This window comes from Clostridium paraputrificum AGR2156, assembly GCF_000424025.1.
GTDB lineage: Bacteria > Bacillota > Clostridia > Clostridiales > Clostridiaceae > Clostridium > Clostridium paraputrificum.
In genome coordinates this window covers 550187-567779 of sequence record NZ_AUJC01000001.1, presented here as the reverse complement: position 1 = coordinate 567779, position 17593 = coordinate 550187, and the positions used below count along the sequence as shown (strand labels likewise).

The following is a 17593-nucleotide window of genomic DNA, read 5'->3' as shown; positions in this document are numbered from 1 at the left end:
ACCTTTAATACTTTCTAATTAGTAAATTTATTAATAAGTTCTGTATAAAAATTCGAAGATTTTTTTATAGATAAATAAGTTTTTTGTTCAATTATGTTATTTTCTTCATCCTTAAGCTGTAAAAACATTAAATTAGAATTTTTGCTAGCTTCATTTTTAAATACAATTCCCATAAAAGAAGGATCTTCTAAAATAAGCGATTCTATATTATTTGAAGAAATTATATTATCTTGTGTTATGTAGTTATCTTTTTTCAATAAGTTAAATGCTCTATTGGATAATAATAGCTTAAAATCGTTTTCTCTGTGATTAGGATTATTTAATATATTTATTATATCTGTAAAAGATAAATTTGAGTCTATTGTAGAGTTATATATTAAATATACAGAGTCAGATGAATATGGTAAGTATGTATATTCGGAGCTTTCTGTTTTTCCATATTCAAGAGTAATATCAGCATATTTAGAATCTGAAACATATTGAACTGTTGTACCTAAAGAGTCAGCAACTTCCTTTAATTCATTCTTTAGAACATCATTATTTGTTGTTTTTAAATAAACTTTAAGAGTTTCTATATTATCAGAGGCTATATTCTCTATTTCTGGCATCAAAATGAATAGAGCAGCTAAAAATATAATTAACGATACTAATAGATTTTTTATATTCTTCATATTTTTTCTCCTAATTTACAATTTTTATATACTACGTTTAGAATTATAATTGATTTTCAAATATATAACAAGTTGTTAACCTAATATATAAAAAAAAATGTATGTTATAATAAAAAAAAATATTTTTGTGGTATTATATAAATAGAATATATAACTTTTTAGAATATGTGGAGGTGCAAATATGGCAGTTTTAGTAACCGGAGGTCTTGGATACATTGGTAGTCACACTGTAGTTGAATTGTTAGAAAATAATGAGGAAGTTGTTATTGTTGATAATTTACTAAATAGTAAGTTAAGTGTAAAGGATAGAATTGAAGAAATCACTAATAAGGGAGTTAAATATTATAATATTGATTTAGTAAATGAAGAGGATGTTAGAAAGGTTTTTAACGAAAATAGAATAGAGTCGGTAATACATTTTGCTGCCTTGAAGGCTGTAGGTGAATCAGTAGAGAAGCCTATAGAATATTTTCATAATAACTTAGTAAATACTTTAGTAGTTTTGAAAATAATGAAAGAATTTAGTGTTAAAAATTTTGTGTTTAGTTCGTCTGCAACAGTTTATGGTAATGCAAAAGAGATGCCTATAAAAGAAAATTTCTCTCTTAGCGTTACTAACCCTTATGGAAGAACAAAATTAATGATTGAAGACATACTTAGAGATGTTTACTTTAGTGATAATTCATGGAATATAGCTATTCTAAGATATTTTAATCCTGTAGGGGCAAATAAAAGTGGTCGTATAGGCGAAGATCCAAATGGGATACCAAATAATATTATGCCATATATTACAAAAGTAGCAATTGGAGAATTAAAACAAGTTAATGTTTTTGGTAACGATTATCCAACTATAGATGGTACAGGAGTTCGTGACTATATACATGTAGTAGACTTGGCTAAAGGGCATATTAAAGCATTAGATAAATTAAAATCTAATTGCGGTTTGGTAACCTATAATTTAGGTACTGGTAAAGGTTACAGTGTTTTAGAGCTTATAAAAGCCTTTTCTGAAGCAAGTGGAAAGGAAATACCTTTTGAAATAACTGAAAGAAGAGCTGGAGATGTTGCAATTTGTTATGCAGATCCAAGTAAAGCAAATTCAGAACTAGGTTGGAAGGCTGAAAGAGATATAAATGATATGTGTAAAGATTCATGGAAGTGGCAAACAATGAATCCTATGGGATATCAATAATAGAGGAAAAGTGGAGATTATATGAAGAAGATATTATACGTTTCTAGAGATTTAACGCATATGTATTTTCATATAAAGTACTTAATGCATTTAAGGGATAAAGGATATGAAGTTCATATAGCATGCAATATAAATAAGGATATAGATGAATTTATTAGTGAAGGCATAAAAGTTCATAATATAGATTTTGCAAGAAGAACTATAAGTAAAGATCATTTGTTGGCGTATAAACAGCTGAAACAATTACAGAATGATGAGAAATTTGATTTGGTTCATTTTCATACTCCAATAGCAGCATTTATAGGAAGAGCAGCTTTAAGAAAGTTTGATGTTAAGACAATATATACTGCACACGGATTACATTTCTTTAAAGGATCGCCTATAGCTAATTGGATAATATATTACCCATTAGAGAAAATAGCAGCAAGGTGGACAGATGCTATTATATTAATAAATAAAGAGGATTTTAATCTTGTAAAGAAAAATTTCTCTTTAAGAGGTAATAAGATATTTTACATTAATGGAGTGGGCATAAATGTAAGTGACTTTAACCATAGTGATAAAGAAATATATATATATAAAGAAAAGTTATTCATATCAGATGATGAGTTTGTAGTTACTTGTGTAGGGGAATTGAATAAAAATAAGAATCAAATTCAATTGTTAAAGGCCTATAACATGTGTAGAAATAAAGATAAAATTAAAGTTTTTATTGTAGGTGAGGGAGACCTAGAGCAAAATCTAAAGGAATATTGCAAAAATAATAGTTTGAATAATGTTACCTTTTTGGGGTATAGAAGAGATGTAGCACAAATACTTAGTGTTTCTGATATATTAGCTTTAGTTTCTAAGAGAGAGGGGCTGCCTAAAAGTTTAATGGAAGGAATGGCCGCTGGTGTTGCTTTATTAGGAAATAATATAAGAGGTACACGAGATGTTATATCTAAAAATAATGGATATATAGTTGAAGTAGATGATTATAAAACTTTAAGTGCAAAAATAGACTATATGTATGAAAATATTGATAAGCTAAAAGTTATAAAGCAATACAATAGGACAGATGCAGAAAAGTATGATATAAATATAATAAATAAAGATTTAGATGATATTTTAAGAGATATGATATAAAGTTATAAAATAAGGAGAAAGAGGTTATCTTTCTCCTTATTTTCAGACTGCTGACAAAGTGTCAGCAGTCTTTATTTTTATTTAAAGTTATGATAGAATCTCAAAGTTATAATTTAAGATTTTAGGAGAAAATTATGATTCACGAGAGAGAAAAAGTTCAAAATGCTATGGAAATAGTTATGCTAGAGCAATTAGTTCCACAAGACCATATTTTAAGGAAAATTGATAGATATATAGATTTTTCATTTATAAAAGATCTAACTTATGATTTGTATTGTCATACAAATAGTCGACCAGGTGTAGATCCAATTGTTTTGTTTAAAATGCTTTTTATAGGGTATTTATTTGGCATTCGCTCCGAAAGGCAGCTAGTAAAAGATATTGAAGTTAATTTAGCATATAGGTGGTTCCTAGGATATTCTACTAATGCTATTTTTAAAGGACTTGTTGATAGAGATTTACTCCCTGTAGTTGCATATAGACGATCGCCTCATAAAAAAGGAATGTTTACTAAAAATAAGTTTATATATGATTTTGATAAAGATATCTATATTTGTCCTAATAATTTTGATCTTATATATAAAACTACGACTCGTGAAGGGTATAGAGAATATAGGTGTTTTGAAGAAATATGCGCTAATTGTCCAGTAAAAGATAAGTGTATTAACGAAAAAAGTAAATATAAAATAGTTAGGCGTCATGTATGGGAAGACCATAAAGATGATAATAAAAGCTTTTTAAAAACAGAAAAAGGTAAAAATATATATAAAAGAAGAAAAGAAACAGTTGAGCGAAGCTTTGCGGATTCCAAGAATCTCCATGGGCTTCGCTATGCGCGTATGCGCGGAAATGAAAATGTTCGAGAACAATGCTTGCTAACAGTAGATGTTCAGAACATGAAAAAGATAGCTACTAAGCTATTTTCTAGATTTAAAGAAATCGGTATTGATTTTTTATGTTATTTAGAAAAATACTTATATAATTTTTCATTAATTTATGCCTATAATTATGCAAGAAAAACCCTCTGTTTTTAACAGGGGGGTCAACAAACTGAAAATAAGGAGAAAGAGGTTATCTTTCTCCTTATTTTATAAAAAAGTATTTTACAATTGAATGTTAATGTACTGACATTGTCTTTTTAGTGAATATATGTTACGATAAAAATATTGATTCTAAGTAATGAATCTGTTAAGATAATATGAAAAAAAGCTTTGTTTTTCATATAATTACTCGTTTTTTTAAATTATATAGTTTTTATGTTTTATTCAATTCTTTTCTTAGTTGATATTGATTTTATTGTAAAACTTATTATGTTTCTTTTAGTTTTAAAGAGTAATAGTCAAATGACTTAACAGATAAAATAATACAATGGAGGTATTTATGAAAGAAAAAGTAATGGGATTAAAAAGAACTGTCATGTTTATAACGACAGTTATAATTCTGCTAGCCACAACACTTTCCTTTTATTATATATGGGATAAATACTATAGTGAAACAATAATAATACCTTTTTATAAAAAGGGTAATTTTTTAATGGTAGCACTTTATTGCTTACTATTATATATATTTACAAAAATCTATAATGGATATAAGGTTGGATTTTTAAAACTTTCAGAAATAATATATTCACAGGTAATTTCAATGATGTTTGTGAATTGTATTACATATATTCAAATAAGTCTAATAGGAAGAGCTTTTTTGAACATAATTCCAATGATAAAGTTAACTATATTACAAGGAATAATAATTACTTTATGGGCAGTTATATCAAATAAGATATATTTTTGGATTTATCCGCCAAGAAAGACAATGTTGATTTATGATGGATCTGATTCAGAAGCTATAATGAAGAAGATGATTAATCACAAAGAAAAGTTTACTATAACTCATAAAGCGTCTATAAAAGAAGGAGTTAAACATATATGTGATTCTCTAGAGGATTTTGATGCAGTAGTTATTAGTGGAGCAGATGTTAAGGATAGGAACTACATAATCCAATACTGTTACGAGAGAAGTATTAGAGTTTATATAATACCTACAGTAGAAGATATTATAATAAGCAATAGTAATACAATACATCTGTTTGATACTCCAATGTTTTTACTTAGAAATAGGGGATTATCACCAGAAAATAGATTTGCTAAAAGATTAATAGATATATTATTCTCAGGATTTGCTTTGATCATATTGTCTCCTATTATGATTATAGTTGCGTTATTAATTAAGTTATATGATGGAGGGCCAGCTTTATTTAAACAAAAACGTCTTACTATAGATGGAAGAGTTTTTGAAGTGTATAAGTTTAGAAGTATGATTGTTGATGCTGAAAAAGATGGTGTTGCTCGATTAGCTAGTAAAAATGATAATAGAATAACTCCAATAGGTAAGTTCATTAGAGCGGTAAGATTAGATGAACTTCCACAGTTGCTAAATATTTTAAAGGGAGATATGTCTATAGTTGGACCTCGTCCGGAAAGACCAGAGATAGCTAAAGAATATGAAAAAACAATGCCTGAATTTGCATATAGACTAAAGGTTAAGGCAGGATTAACAGGATATGCGCAAATATTAGGAAAGTATAATACAACACCAAGAGACAAGTTGTTATTAGATATGATGTATATTGAAAAGTATTCGTTATTTCTAGATATTAAGCTTATGTTAATGACTATAAAGATTTTATTTATGTCTGAAAGCACAGAAGGTATTGATGAGGGGACAATATTACCATCAGATTTGAAAGAGAAATAATAAAAAAATAGACCCTAGGGTCTATTTTTTTATGACTTTTTTAAGGCGATATTACCTATTAATATAGCAACTATTGTTGGAATTAACCAAGCAAATCCTAAACTAGCTAATGGAATGAAACTTAAATCAAAAACTTTTATTTCAGCTAAAATACCAAAAATAAGAGAAGTATAAATTCCAAGCCTTATAGCTTTAATATTTGTAAGATACTTATTTAATAATGTTGTAACAATTAATGTTATTGCCACAGGATATAGTATGTTAAGAATAGGGCCAGATATTTTTATAATATTATCAACACCTAGTGCGCCAATTACTATACTTATTAGAGATATTACTACTGCATTAACTTTGTATGGAAGTTTTCCTTTTGATACTTTTTCAAAGAAGCTTGATCCAGCTGTTAGTAAACCAATAGATGTTGTTAAACAAGCAAGACTCATAGCTATTGCAATTATTGTTCTTCCTATATTGCCCAATACTCCATGAGCTATAAAAAGTAGTAATGAAGTTTTTGAAATATCTGTAGATACAAGTGTAGTTGTTTGCGCACCAAGTATAGTTAGTCCACCATAAACAAATGCTAAACCTAAAGCAGCTATTATACTAGCTCTTAAAGCCATAGGAACCATTTGATCTTTATTATAACCTTTTTCTTTTAAAGTATTAGTTATTACTGCTGCAAAAAGTAATGCAGCTAAAGCATCCATAGTTTGGTATCCTTCAATTAGTGAATTTGATAGAACAGATGCAGCACCAGTAGTGCTGATTTCACCAAGAGGAACTATGATACCTTTAATAATTACAAAAGAAAGTATTACTATTAATGTTGGAGTTAAATATTTACCAATTGTATCTATAACTGAAGATTTGTTTAAAACAAAAATCAGATTAAAAGCAAAGTATATAATCATAAATAAAATTGGTGAGAATGATGGAAATAATGGTTGTATAGTTATTTCAAAGGTTGTTGCTGCAGTTCTAGGAATACCTAGCATAGGTCCTATTGCAATAAATAAAATTGAAGCAAAAATAATTGAAAATTTAGGTCCTATTTTAGATGCTATTGTTTCAAAGGTTCCATCCCCTTTTAAACAGGATAATATAGCTAATAGTGGTAATCCTACCCCTGTTATTATAAATCCTAGCATTCCAATTATATATTCACTTCCTATAGCGTGTCCTAAGTATGGAGGGAAAATTAAATTTCCAGCACCAAAGAACATAGCAAATAGTGCAAAACCTATAATCAATATATCTTTATTTTTATTATTCATCTTAAGTCCTCCTTCAACAATGACTGTACTATTAACAATAGTACCATTTAATTTTATGAGTATCAACAAAAAGATACAATATAAGACAAAAAACTGAGAAATTAATATTAAAAATAATATGTTTTTATTAAAATGTAAAAATATATATAGTTATTTGTTTGATTATATTTTGTTAACATAATTATTTAAATATGATAGAATATAATTGTATGTAAAAGAAGGAAGGGGAAGTATTATGAAAGTTAAAAAGGCAATAATACCAGCTGCGGGATTAGGAACAAGATTTTTACCAGCTACAAAGGCACAACCAAAGGAAATGTTACCAATAGTTGATAAACCAACAATACAATATATTATAGAAGAAGCTATTGCATCAGGAATAGAAGAGATACTTATAATTACAGGAAGAAATAAGAAGTGCATAGAAGACCATTTTGATAAGTCAGTAGAACTTGAAATGGAGTTAGAGAAAGCAGGAAAGTCAGAATTACTTGAGTTAGTAAGAGATATATCAGATATGGTTGATATTCATTATATAAGACAAAAGGAACCAAAAGGATTAGGTCATGCTATTCATTGTGCAAAGACATTCGTTGGTAATGAACCATTTGCAGTCCTATTAGGTGATGATGTTGTTGATAGTGAAGTACCATGTTTAAAGCAATTAATAGACTGTTACTCAGAGTATAAAACTACCATATTAGGAGTTCAAACAGTTCCAGAAAGTGAAACTAATAAGTATGGTATAGTAGATGGTATTCATATAGAAGATAGAGTATATAAGGTTAAAGACTTAGTAGAGAAGCCATCAGTAGATGAAGCACCAAGTAATGTTGCTATCTTAGGTAGATATATAATTACTCCTCAAATATTTGAAATTCTTGAGAATACAGAGCCTGGAAAGGGTGGAGAAATCCAATTAACAGATGCCCTTAAGACTTTAATTAGCCAAGAAGCTATGTATGCATATAATTTTGAAGGAAGAAGATATGACGTAGGAGATAAGCTTGGATTCTTACAAGCAACAATTGAATTTGCTCTTAAGAAAGATGAATTAAGAGATAGATTTTTAGATTACTTAAAAAGTAGAGATTGGGAATAAAAAAGGAAGGTGAAAACCTTCCTTTATTTTTGTATGAATCCAACTTTCTTTTGCATTTTTCTTAAAGTTTTATTTGCAACATAAGATGCTTTTTGAGCACCGCTTTGATAAACTTCTTCAAGATATTTTTTGTTAGATAAAAGCTCTTTTACTTTTTCTTGGATTGGAGATAGTTCTCCTATAATAGCTTCAGCAACATCTCTCTTTAAATCAGCATATCCTTTTCCTTCATATGATTTAACTAAATCTTCAGGTGAGATACCTTTAATAGCTGATAATATATTTAATAGGTTTTTAACTCCTGGTTGTTCATCTGTATAGTTTATAATTCCTATACTATCAGTAACTGCTCTGCTAATCTTTTTTCTTATTATGTCAGGAGAATCCATAATTAAAATAAATGAGTTTGGATTGTCTGATGACTTAGACATTTTTTTATTAGGTTCTTGTAAGTCCATAATTTTAGCTCCAGCCTTAGGTATATACCCTTCTGGTATTTTAAATGTAGGACTGTAGGTATTGTTAAACCTTTCAGCTAAGTCTCTAGTTAGCTCTAAGTGTTGAGTTTGATCTTTACCTACAGGTACTAAATCAGTATTATATAGAAGAATATCAGCTGCCATTAGTGCTGGATAAGTAAATAACCCTGCACCAATAGATGAACCCATCTTTTGAGATTTATCCTTATATTGAGTCATTCTACTTAATTCACCCATATAAGTGTTACATGTTAATAACCAACAACATTCAGCATGTGCTGGAACATGTGATTGGATAAACAATGTATTTTTTTCTGGATCTATTCCAGCAGCTATATATATTGATAAAAGTTCTAAAGTTCTTCTTCTTAAATCAGCAGGAGTTTGTCTAACCGTTATTGCGTGCATATCTACAACACAGAAATAACAATCGTATTCGTCTTGTAGCTTAACCCAGTTTTTTAATGCTCCAAGATAGTTGCCTAAAGTTAAGTCGCCAGATGGCTGAATGCCGCTAAAGATTATTTTTTTGTTAAGGTTTTCTGACAATAGAAACACCCCTTTCTAAACTTAAATGTAATAACTATATTATAGGATTTACCAATATAACTGTCAATTAATCAGAATTTAGTATAAAATAAAAAGTCAACTTTAATAGTTGACTATTGATAGTGCTTTTTTTCTTTTCTTCTATTTTGGATGAGAGATAGTATAAAAACACCAAATGCAATTATGATTATTAGATTAATTGAAACTTCTCCATACTCTAGTATAAGAAATGATAGAGCTAGAAAAATTATTAATCCCAGTAGCCATTTAGCTACCTTCATAAATATCCCTCCTTACATGTATTAATATTATTATGTGCATAATCTTAAAAAAGATACATAAACATTGTATCGGTATATTTGCAAAAGATGTTTGTTAAAAATATAATGCTTTATATAAATAAGTTAAGGGGGTTAGATATATGTATAATATTAATAGTAAAACTAGGGATTTAATTCTTACAGCTTTAATGATTGCATTTGTATTTATAGCAACTATGATTATAAAGATACCTACGGTAGGTGGTTATGTGCATCTTGGGGATTGTATGGTGTTTTTATCAGTTGTAGTACTTGGTAAAAAAAGAGGGGCTTTTTCAAGTGCTATAGGTATGGCTTTAGTTGATATTACATCAGGCTACTATGTATGGGCACCATTTACATTTGTTATTAAATGGGGAATGGCATATATAGCTGGAGCTATTCTTGAAAAGTTAGACAATGGGGAAGAGCATAAAGTAATAAAAAAAGATGAAGTTATTGCCTTTTCTATAGGTGGTATATTTATGGTAATAGCCTACTTTTTAGCAGGAACTATTATAGCTGCTTTTTTAACAGGTAATGTAGGATTAATTCAGGGGCTGGTATTAGCAGCTAAAGATATAGGTACTAATATTGTTCAAGTTTCTGTTGGAATAGTATTAGCTATGCCTTTAAGCTTGATATTAATACCTATAAAGAAAAGAATATTTAATTAGAATATATAAAAAAGCTCTAGTCAATATTGACTAGAGCAAAATAAACATATTAAATTATCTTCTAGAATTCATTTTTTGAGCTTTTCTTGCTCTTCTGCAATCAGGGCATCTTACAGGATCATTTTCAAATCCTTTTTCTTTAAAGAATTCTTGTTCACCTACAGTAAATACGAATTCCTTTCCACAATCTTTACATATAATCTTCTTATCTTCCATTGATAAACCTCCTTAAAATTCATAGGATTATTTGACTTGATAATAATACCTCTCTTGAATTTTGAAGGGAAGTCTTAGTATCAGATAGAAAAATACCTACTTATTTTTATTATATTTATTATACCATAATTGGAATTAAATTCAACAAACTATTTGTATATTTTAACAGATTTTTTGTGTTTAAAGTAATGGGTAGTAAAGGCTATTACAGGGATTATGCTAAATGGTATAAGCAAAAATCCTTGCAATAATTTCAGTGAATAAAAAAGAAAGTACTGACCTTCTGTTAAGTACCATGAACATATAAAAACAAGAACACTGAATATGCCTATAAATATTTTTTTATTTTTTATTTTATCTTCATATAGTAATAGGATTCCATAAGAAGATAATAGGTATTTTATAAACCACATGCATACGCTTCTAAATATATAAAATATTTCACCAAATTCTAAAAAGTGTGCAATTTGTACCCTTTGAGCTTCAACATATTCTGGGTAGAATATATTTCCTGCTCTTGCAGGACCAAAGAAAGTAATTATAGAAATAAGTGAGCTTATAACTAGAGAAACACAAATAATTAAAGAAAGAGAAACATCTGTTTTTAACCCTTTTTCCTTTGTTAAGAATTTTAAGAAAGGAAAAGAGATAGCTACTGAAGAAAGTGAACCAAGAACTAAAAATATACATATCCAATTTCCTTTAGTCATACCTTCTCCTAATATTGGAAGTAAATAATTAAAATCTAGATATTTACTTACTAATGCTAATAAAGCGACATCCCCAACTAATGTAAGTGTTACAGTAATAATTACTAATATTAGAATTGTGTTCATTTGCTTTGTTAATATATATGCTGCAGGAATTATCAAAAACAATAAGCAATACCAGTTAGGCGTAGAAAGAAAGAAATTAGTGTGTATAGAACTTGCCTCTACAGAAGCAGATTCAACAGCACATGAAAATAAACCTACTGCAAATATAAACATATATATTTGGCCTAACCAATTGGATGATGAAAAGAAAATATCTTTTATATTAAATGTTTGAGATTTAATGCAAATATTTAAAAGATACATTGTAATAATTATAAAAATTATTGAAGCAAAAAAAGCAAGAATCCAAGTATCTCTTCCCCCTAATCGGACAAATATAGAACTATAGCTTCTAAGGGCTATCATGCTACATCCTAATATAAAAAACATAAAATGTTTACTTGATAATTTATCCATAATTAATACTGCCTCCTTTTAATTCAACATTAGTATTAACAAAAAAGGGAATATTAAACCTTCATAGAGGAATAATATCTTTGGGTGATGCTTATGAAAAAAGATGTAGAATATGTTAAAAAGAGATTTGAGGGTGCATTTGACGTAAAATATAGGGAGATCATGACTTCATTAGGATTGTGCACTTTAGTCTTTATAGATGACTTATGTAGTGTTCAATTTATAAGTGAGTATATTGTTACGCCTTTAGGCAAGAAGGATTATAAATGTTGGAGTGTGGAAGATGTAATTCCTAATGTTTTAGGGATAAATATTGCAAACTACGCAAAGGATGTTGAAGATGCAATTCTTCATGTGTTATCAGGAGACGTAGTTTTATTATTTAATGACCATGAAAAAATAATTTATTGTGAAGTTAAAGGTTTTGTAAGAAGAGGTGTTGGTATACCAGTTACAGAATCAGTAGTTAAAGGGCCAAGAGAAGGGTTCACAGAGTTATTTGTAGATAATGTTTCTTTAATTAGAAGAAAAATAAAGAACTCTGATTTAAAGTTTGAACCTATATATGTCGGTAATAGGAGTCAAACTGTTGTCTGTATTTCTTATATAAAAGGAATTGCACCAGATTATTTAATTGAACATGTAAAAGAGATAGTAAATAAATTAGATTTAAAATTTATATTAGATACTAATTATATTGAAGATGCCCTTAGAAAGAAGAAAAGTGTATTTGATACAGTAGGATATACTGAAAAGCCAGATGAAGTAGCAGCTAAGATGTTAGAAGGGAGAGTTGCCATATTAGTTGATGGGACTCCCTTTGTTATAACTGTACCATATTTCTTTTTGGAAAATTTTCAAGCACCAGACGATTACTACTTAAATAAGTATTTTGTGAATTTCACAAGAGTAATTAGGTGGATTGCATTTTTCTTAGCTACATTTATGCCTGGTTTGTATGTTGCAATATTAACTCACCATTTTGCATTAATACCGTCCTTATTTGTATTTAGGTTGGCTGTTTCTAGAGCAGGAGTTCCATTACCTACAATAGTAGAGGTATTAATCATGATGGTGGCCTTTCAATTAATAAAGGAAGCAGGATTAAGGCTTCCGCAGCCAATTGGTGGAGCAATGAGTATAGTTGCAGGTTTAATATTAGGTGATGCTGTAGTTGGTGCAGGTATAGCATCAAGAATAACAATAATTGTTGTAGCAATTAGCACATTAAGTTATTTCTTAACACCTAAGTTATATGGAGCTATGTCCATATGGTCTCTTATTATAACTGTGGTAAGTTCTATGTTTGGATTGCCAGGATTCTTTATAGTGGCTTTAGTTTTAATTGCAAAATTAGCAGATTTAGATACTGGAGGATATTCTTATTTGTTCCCTCTTGGTAGCGTAGAAACATATAAGTTTAAAGATATTATATTTAGAGGGGATTTAAGGCATATATCACAACATGTAGTAGAAAAGGGAGGGGAAGATAATAATGAAAAGAAAACTAGCTAGCATTTTATCTATTATTATCTTTTCAATTTTATTTATAGGTTGTTTTAACTATAGAGAAATAAATAAAATTACATTTGCAACATCAATAATATTTGATAGAGATGAATATGATAATGTGATTTTGTACATAGACTGTGTAAGACCATATAGAAATGCCAATGAAAGTTCAGATAGAGGTAGAAGAGTTATTTTTAAGGGAACAGGTAAAACTTCATTGGAGGCTATTAGGGAAATGAACGTAAAATCAAGTAACAGAATAAACTTTAGTCAAGTAAGAGCTTACATATTTACAGAACAAGCAGCAAGAAAGGGTGTAAAAAAGTATATTGACTTAATTAATAATGATCAAGAGTTTGGGTTTAAACCATATATGTTTACGTATTTTGGAGATGTAGATACATTACTAGATGTTACTAGTAATGATGAAGAATATCTTGGATTATATTTAGATCAACTAGTAGAGAAAAATAGAAATAATGCAAAAGTAATTAGCGCAAATGTTAATGATTATATAACAAAAAGTTTAGTAGCAAGTAATATAAGTTATATGGGGGCTTTTATTATAAATGAGGATGCTTTAGATAAGAAGATAGAGTTAAATGGTGGAGTTATAATGAAAGATAACCATATGATAGATAGATTGGAACAAAAGGATGTAGTAAGTTATAATCTTTTAACTAGGAGAGTAAATGATGGGACTTTAGAAATTCCTAATCCAGATGAAAAAGATAAGTTTGTTACACTAGATATATTAGAAGATAATCTTAATACAAAGGTAAGAATAGATGGGGATAAAGTAATATTAGAAAAGAATATAAATTTAAAGGTATCTATAGGTGAAATACAAGGAAGCTTGATTGTTGATGATGAGGCTTTAGAAACTTTAAAAGTTGATGAAGAAGAAAAAATAAAGATATATTTAAATGATTTCTTTAAAAATTATAAGGAAAAAGGAATAGATATATTAGGAGTTAGAAGGTTGGTAGAGGAATATTATCCTGTAAATAGTGTTGAGGATATATTAGGTTCCACAGAATTAAAATTAAATATTGACCTGGTGATAGATGGAAGCAGTTTGGTTAGAGATAGTTTATAAAAATCATATAATTAAAATAAATTTTAATAAAAAATTAGATGTTATTGAAAATAAATGGTAAATAAAGTATTATATATGTATATGGAGTGATTAAATTATATTATAGTTCAATCCATATTAGGTGGGGTGTTAAAATGGGAGAATATAAAGAAAGATATGAGAAGTTAAAGAAAGAATATGAAACATATCAAAGTTTTGTTGAACTGCAAATGCAAAAACTATCTAATAGAAATATGAAGTTAGAAAAAGATATGAATGCTTTAACAAATATTGTTGAAATAAGTAAGTATATAAATTCATTTTTAAGTGATGAAAATTTAATTGCTATGATAAATGATATGATTCTTGGCTTATTGGGAGTTTCTAAATCAACAATTTTACTAGAGGAGAACGGTGAATTAGTGGTTAAAGCTACTAATATAAAAGAAAAGGATATTTGTTGGAGCAATGATGAATATAATTACATAAGGATAGGAAAGAGTTATCTTATAAATTCTAAAGAAGCACTAAGAGTTTATAGTGAATATGATTTGGAAATACGATCAGCAATGGGGATGCCTATTAAAATTAGGGATAAATTTATAGGTTTCATAGTTGTAGAACATAGCGTTTATAATTTCTTAGATTTAGAGCATGAAAAGTTTTTAAGGTCAATAGCAAATCAAATTGCTGTTGCAATAGAAAATTCTATGCTTTATAGGGAGTTACAGCAGACTGCAAAAATGGATCCATTACTTGGTGTGTATAACAGGAAATATTTCTTTCAAGTTGCAGAAAAGCATAATAAAGAAAATCCAGATAAAGAATATGCAATAGTAATGGTTGACTTAGATAACTTTAAAAAGTTTAACGACACATATGGGCATCAATTTGGAGATGAAATATTAATTAGAACAACTGAAGTTATAAAAAATATGTTAGAACCTGATGATATAATAGCACGTTATGGTGGTGAGGAGATTATAATATATATTAATAACGTCTTAGGTGTAATGGATGTTTATAATAGAATAGAGACCATCAGAGAGTGTGTTGAAAATAATAATGTTATAAAAGATAATATAGCAAGAAGTATTACAGCAAGTTTTGGAATAGGATATTATCCTAAGGATGGAAAAGATATAAGTGAAGTAATAAAAGTAGCAGATAAGTTTTTATATAGAAGCAAAGCAATGGGAAAGAATATGGTATTAATATCAGATTTTTTGAAGTAGAAAAAAGCACTCTTAATTTATAGGAGTGCTTTTATTGTTTAGATAAGTAAAATAGATTTTTAAATATGAATTCAAATGATAAATATTTTTGAAAAATGGGAATATATATTAGTAAGGGGAGTAAAAATTTCCTGATAGAAAATGCAGGTATAATTTATATTGATAAATATTATCCTGTTTGAGGTAAATAGAATAGGTGAAAAAGTAGCCGTATATCAAGTGGTTATTTAGAGATCAATAACTGTATAGAGGTGATTATGAATTAGGAAATTAGGGGAGTATTTAATGTATTAGAAAAAAAGGATATTTTTTAATTTAAATTGTAAAAATATTCTGAATATTATATAATTAGTCTAACGATTTATATCGTAAAAAAATAAATAAGGAGTGGTCCTAATGATTCAAGTATTTTGTAACAAGAGAGGCTCAGGAAAAACTAAGAAGCTAATTGATTTAGCAAATGGCCAACTATTAAGATCTAAGGGGGATTCAGTTTATATTGATGATGATTCCAGTTACATTAGGCAGGTGGACAGAAGGATTAGGTTTATATCAACAGGGGAATTTGGCATAATGGATTGTGAAAGTTTCTATGGTTTGATTTGTGGGATTATTTCAGAAAACTATGATATAGAAAATATCTATATTGATGGGGTTTTAAACATTGTTTCATGTGGTATAAAGGATACAGCTTATTTATTTAAAAAAATATATGATTTATCAAATAAATACAATTTTAATGTGTATATGAATATTAATTATGCAGAGGAAGAGATACCGGAGTTTATTAAAGAATACGTCGCTTAAAATGAAAACAATTACGTTTTATATAGATTAGGTATAAAAGAGAGGGGGAAGCCCTCTCTTTTTCTTTCTTGATAAAAGAGGGCATTAAGGTTATACTAATAAATATATATTCAAAAATGGAATTGTATTAGGAGGTAAAAAAATGTCTAATGTATTAGATGAGTTATTGGACCGTGGATACATAAAGCAATTTACTCATGAAGCGGAAACAAGAGAGTTGCTAGAAAAGGAGAAAATAACTTTTTATATAGGATTTGATCCAACAGCTGATAGTTTACATGTTGGTCACTTTATTGCGTTAATGTTTATGGCTCACATGCAAAGAGCTGGACATAGACCAATTGCTTTACTTGGTGGTGGAACTGCTATGGTAGGAGACCCAAGTGGTAAAACTGATATGAGAAAGATGCTTACAAAAGATCAAATACAACATAATGTTGATTCTATTAAGAAGCAAATGGAAAGATTTATAGACTTTTCAGATGATAAAGCTATATTAGTAAATAACGGAGATTGGTTATTAAATCTTAACTATGTTGATTTCTTAAGAGATGTAGGTACTCACTTCTCTGTAAATAGAATGTTATCAGCAGAATGCTTTAAACAAAGATTAGAAAAGGGATTATCTTTCTTAGAATTTAACTATATGCTAATGCAAGGATATGATTTTTACGTATTAAATCAAAAATATGGATGTAAAATGCAATTAGGTGGAGACGATCAATGGTCTAATATGATTGCTGGTGTTGAGTTAGTTAGAAGAAAGGCACAAGGGGAAGCTTTTGCAATGACTTGTACTTTACTAACTAATAGCCAAGGTCAAAAAATGGGAAAAACAGTAGGGGGAGCTTTATGGTTAGATGCAGAAAAAACATCACCATTTGATTTTTACCAATACTGGAGAAATGTTGACGATGCAGATGTAGAAAAGTGTTTAGCATTATTAACATTCTTACCAATGGATGAAGTAAGAAGGCTTGGTTCACTTGAAGGGGCTCAAATAAATGAAGCTAAGAAGGTTCTTGCATATGAAGTAACTAAGTTAGTTCATGGAGAAGAAGAAGCTAAAAAAGCTCAAGATGCAGCTAATGCTTTATTCTCTGGTGGAGCAGATATGAGTAATGTTCCAACAGTTACTGTATCAAGAGATGTACTAGGAACTTCACTTCTTGATGTTTTAGCTAACAATAAGATAGTTCCATCTAAGTCAGAAGGTAGAAGATTAATCCAACAAGGTGGTTTATCAATTAATGGCGAAAAGGTTGCTGAGGTAGCTAGAGCATTAACGGAAGAAGACTTTAAAGATGGTTCTGCCTTAATAAAAAGAGGTAAAAAGAATTATAACAAAATTGAATTAGCATAGTTTATTTTATATGAATTTAATAAAA

At 28.6% G+C, this 17593-nt stretch carries 17 protein-coding genes; 11 read left to right on the top strand and 6 right to left on the bottom strand.

Going from position 1 to position 17593, the window contains the following annotated elements; genetic code table 11:
• Nucleotides 1-14 precede the first annotated feature (14 nt).
• Nucleotides 15-671 carry a hypothetical protein gene (locus G594_RS0102750; RefSeq protein ID WP_027097162.1) on the bottom strand — a complete coding sequence of 219 codons (657 nt, stop codon included), beginning with the start codon at nucleotides 669-671 and terminating at the stop codon, nucleotides 15-17.
• A 181-nt stretch (nucleotides 672-852) separates the two neighbouring features.
• On the opposite strand from G594_RS0102750, the gene galE reads away from it, so the two are divergent.
• From galE to G594_RS18210, 4 genes are all read left to right on the top strand, one after another.
• Entirely contained in the window at nucleotides 853-1863 is a 1011-nt protein-coding gene (gene galE / locus G594_RS0102745) for a UDP-glucose 4-epimerase GalE (RefSeq protein WP_027097161.1), read from the top strand.
• A 21-nt stretch (nucleotides 1864-1884) separates the two neighbouring features.
• Nucleotides 1885-2991 carry a glycosyltransferase family 4 protein gene (locus G594_RS0102740; protein WP_027097160.1) on the top strand — a complete coding sequence of 369 codons (1107 nt, stop codon included), beginning with the start codon at nucleotides 1885-1887 and terminating at the stop codon, nucleotides 2989-2991.
• 134 nt (nucleotides 2992-3125) lie between these two features.
• Nucleotides 3126-4025 carry a transposase gene (locus G594_RS0102735; protein WP_027097159.1) on the top strand — a complete coding sequence of 300 codons (900 nt, stop codon included), beginning with the start codon at nucleotides 3126-3128 and terminating at the stop codon, nucleotides 4023-4025.
• 346 nt (nucleotides 4026-4371) lie between these two features.
• Nucleotides 4372-5742, top strand: coding sequence for a sugar transferase (locus G594_RS18210; protein ID WP_034865806.1), 1371 nt, complete (start codon nucleotides 4372-4374; stop codon nucleotides 5740-5742).
• A 29-nt stretch (nucleotides 5743-5771) separates the two neighbouring features.
• On the opposite strand, the gene brnQ is transcribed toward G594_RS18210, so the two are convergent.
• Entirely contained in the window at nucleotides 5772-7019 is a 1248-nt protein-coding gene (gene brnQ, locus G594_RS0102725; protein WP_027097158.1) for a branched-chain amino acid transport system II carrier protein, read from the bottom strand.
• Between the two features lie 235 nt (nucleotides 7020-7254).
• Here brnQ and galU point away from each other — a divergent pair, with 235 nt between their 5' ends.
• Nucleotides 7255-8121 (top strand): UTP--glucose-1-phosphate uridylyltransferase GalU, encoded by an 867-nt coding sequence (galU, locus tag G594_RS0102720; RefSeq protein WP_027097157.1) that lies wholly within the window; start codon nucleotides 7255-7257, stop codon nucleotides 8119-8121.
• Between the two features lie 23 nt (nucleotides 8122-8144).
• Here the strand turns inward: galU and trpS are convergent, their stop codons facing one another.
• Together trpS and G594_RS20050 are read right to left on the bottom strand one after the other, a co-directional pair.
• A complete protein-coding gene (gene trpS / locus G594_RS0102715; protein WP_027097156.1) occupies nucleotides 8145-9149 on the bottom strand; it encodes a tryptophan--tRNA ligase in 1005 nt (334 codons plus the stop codon).
• Between the two features lie 113 nt (nucleotides 9150-9262).
• On the bottom strand, nucleotides 9263-9430 hold the full coding sequence (locus tag G594_RS20050; RefSeq protein WP_155849278.1) for a hypothetical protein: 168 nt from the start codon (nucleotides 9428-9430) through the stop codon (nucleotides 9263-9265).
• Nucleotides 9431-9570: 140 nt separating this feature from the next.
• Here G594_RS20050 and G594_RS0102705 point away from each other — a divergent pair, with 140 nt between their 5' ends.
• On the top strand, nucleotides 9571-10125 hold the full coding sequence (locus tag G594_RS0102705; RefSeq protein ID WP_027097155.1) for an ECF transporter S component: 555 nt from the start codon (nucleotides 9571-9573) through the stop codon (nucleotides 10123-10125).
• 54 nt (nucleotides 10126-10179) lie between these two features.
• Here the strand turns inward: G594_RS0102705 and G594_RS0102700 are convergent, their stop codons facing one another.
• Together G594_RS0102700 and G594_RS0102695 are read right to left on the bottom strand one after the other, a co-directional pair.
• Nucleotides 10180-10341, bottom strand: coding sequence for a zinc-ribbon domain-containing protein (locus G594_RS0102700; RefSeq protein ID WP_027097154.1), 162 nt, complete (start codon nucleotides 10339-10341; stop codon nucleotides 10180-10182).
• 149 nt (nucleotides 10342-10490) lie between these two features.
• A complete protein-coding gene (locus tag G594_RS0102695; protein ID WP_027097153.1) occupies nucleotides 10491-11573 on the bottom strand; it encodes a GerAB/ArcD/ProY family transporter in 1083 nt (360 codons plus the stop codon).
• A 93-nt stretch (nucleotides 11574-11666) separates the two neighbouring features.
• Between G594_RS0102695 and G594_RS0102690 the strand changes: the two genes are divergently transcribed.
• The 5 genes from G594_RS0102690 to tyrS all read left to right on the top strand — a co-directional run bounded on the left by G594_RS0102690 (nucleotide 11667) and on the right by tyrS (nucleotide 17568).
• Nucleotides 11667-13088, top strand: coding sequence for a spore germination protein (locus G594_RS0102690; protein WP_027097152.1), 1422 nt, complete (start codon nucleotides 11667-11669; stop codon nucleotides 13086-13088).
• Nucleotides 13069-14184 carry a Ger(x)C family spore germination protein gene (locus G594_RS0102685; protein ID WP_034865805.1) on the top strand — a complete coding sequence of 372 codons (1116 nt, stop codon included), beginning with the start codon at nucleotides 13069-13071 and terminating at the stop codon, nucleotides 14182-14184. Before G594_RS0102690 ends, G594_RS0102685 begins: the two co-directional genes overlap by 20 nt.
• A gap of 134 nt (nucleotides 14185-14318) precedes the next feature.
• Nucleotides 14319-15398: a sensor domain-containing diguanylate cyclase gene (locus G594_RS0102680; protein ID WP_027097150.1), complete on the top strand. Its 1080-nt coding sequence runs from the start codon at nucleotides 14319-14321 to the stop codon at nucleotides 15396-15398.
• A 396-nt stretch (nucleotides 15399-15794) separates the two neighbouring features.
• A complete protein-coding gene (locus G594_RS0102675) occupies nucleotides 15795-16205 on the top strand; it encodes a hypothetical protein (RefSeq protein WP_027097149.1) in 411 nt (136 codons plus the stop codon).
• Between the two features lie 142 nt (nucleotides 16206-16347).
• Nucleotides 16348-17568 carry a tyrosine--tRNA ligase gene (gene tyrS, locus G594_RS0102670; RefSeq protein ID WP_027097148.1) on the top strand — a complete coding sequence of 407 codons (1221 nt, stop codon included), beginning with the start codon at nucleotides 16348-16350 and terminating at the stop codon, nucleotides 17566-17568.
• Nucleotides 17569-17593: the final 25 nt, after the last annotated feature.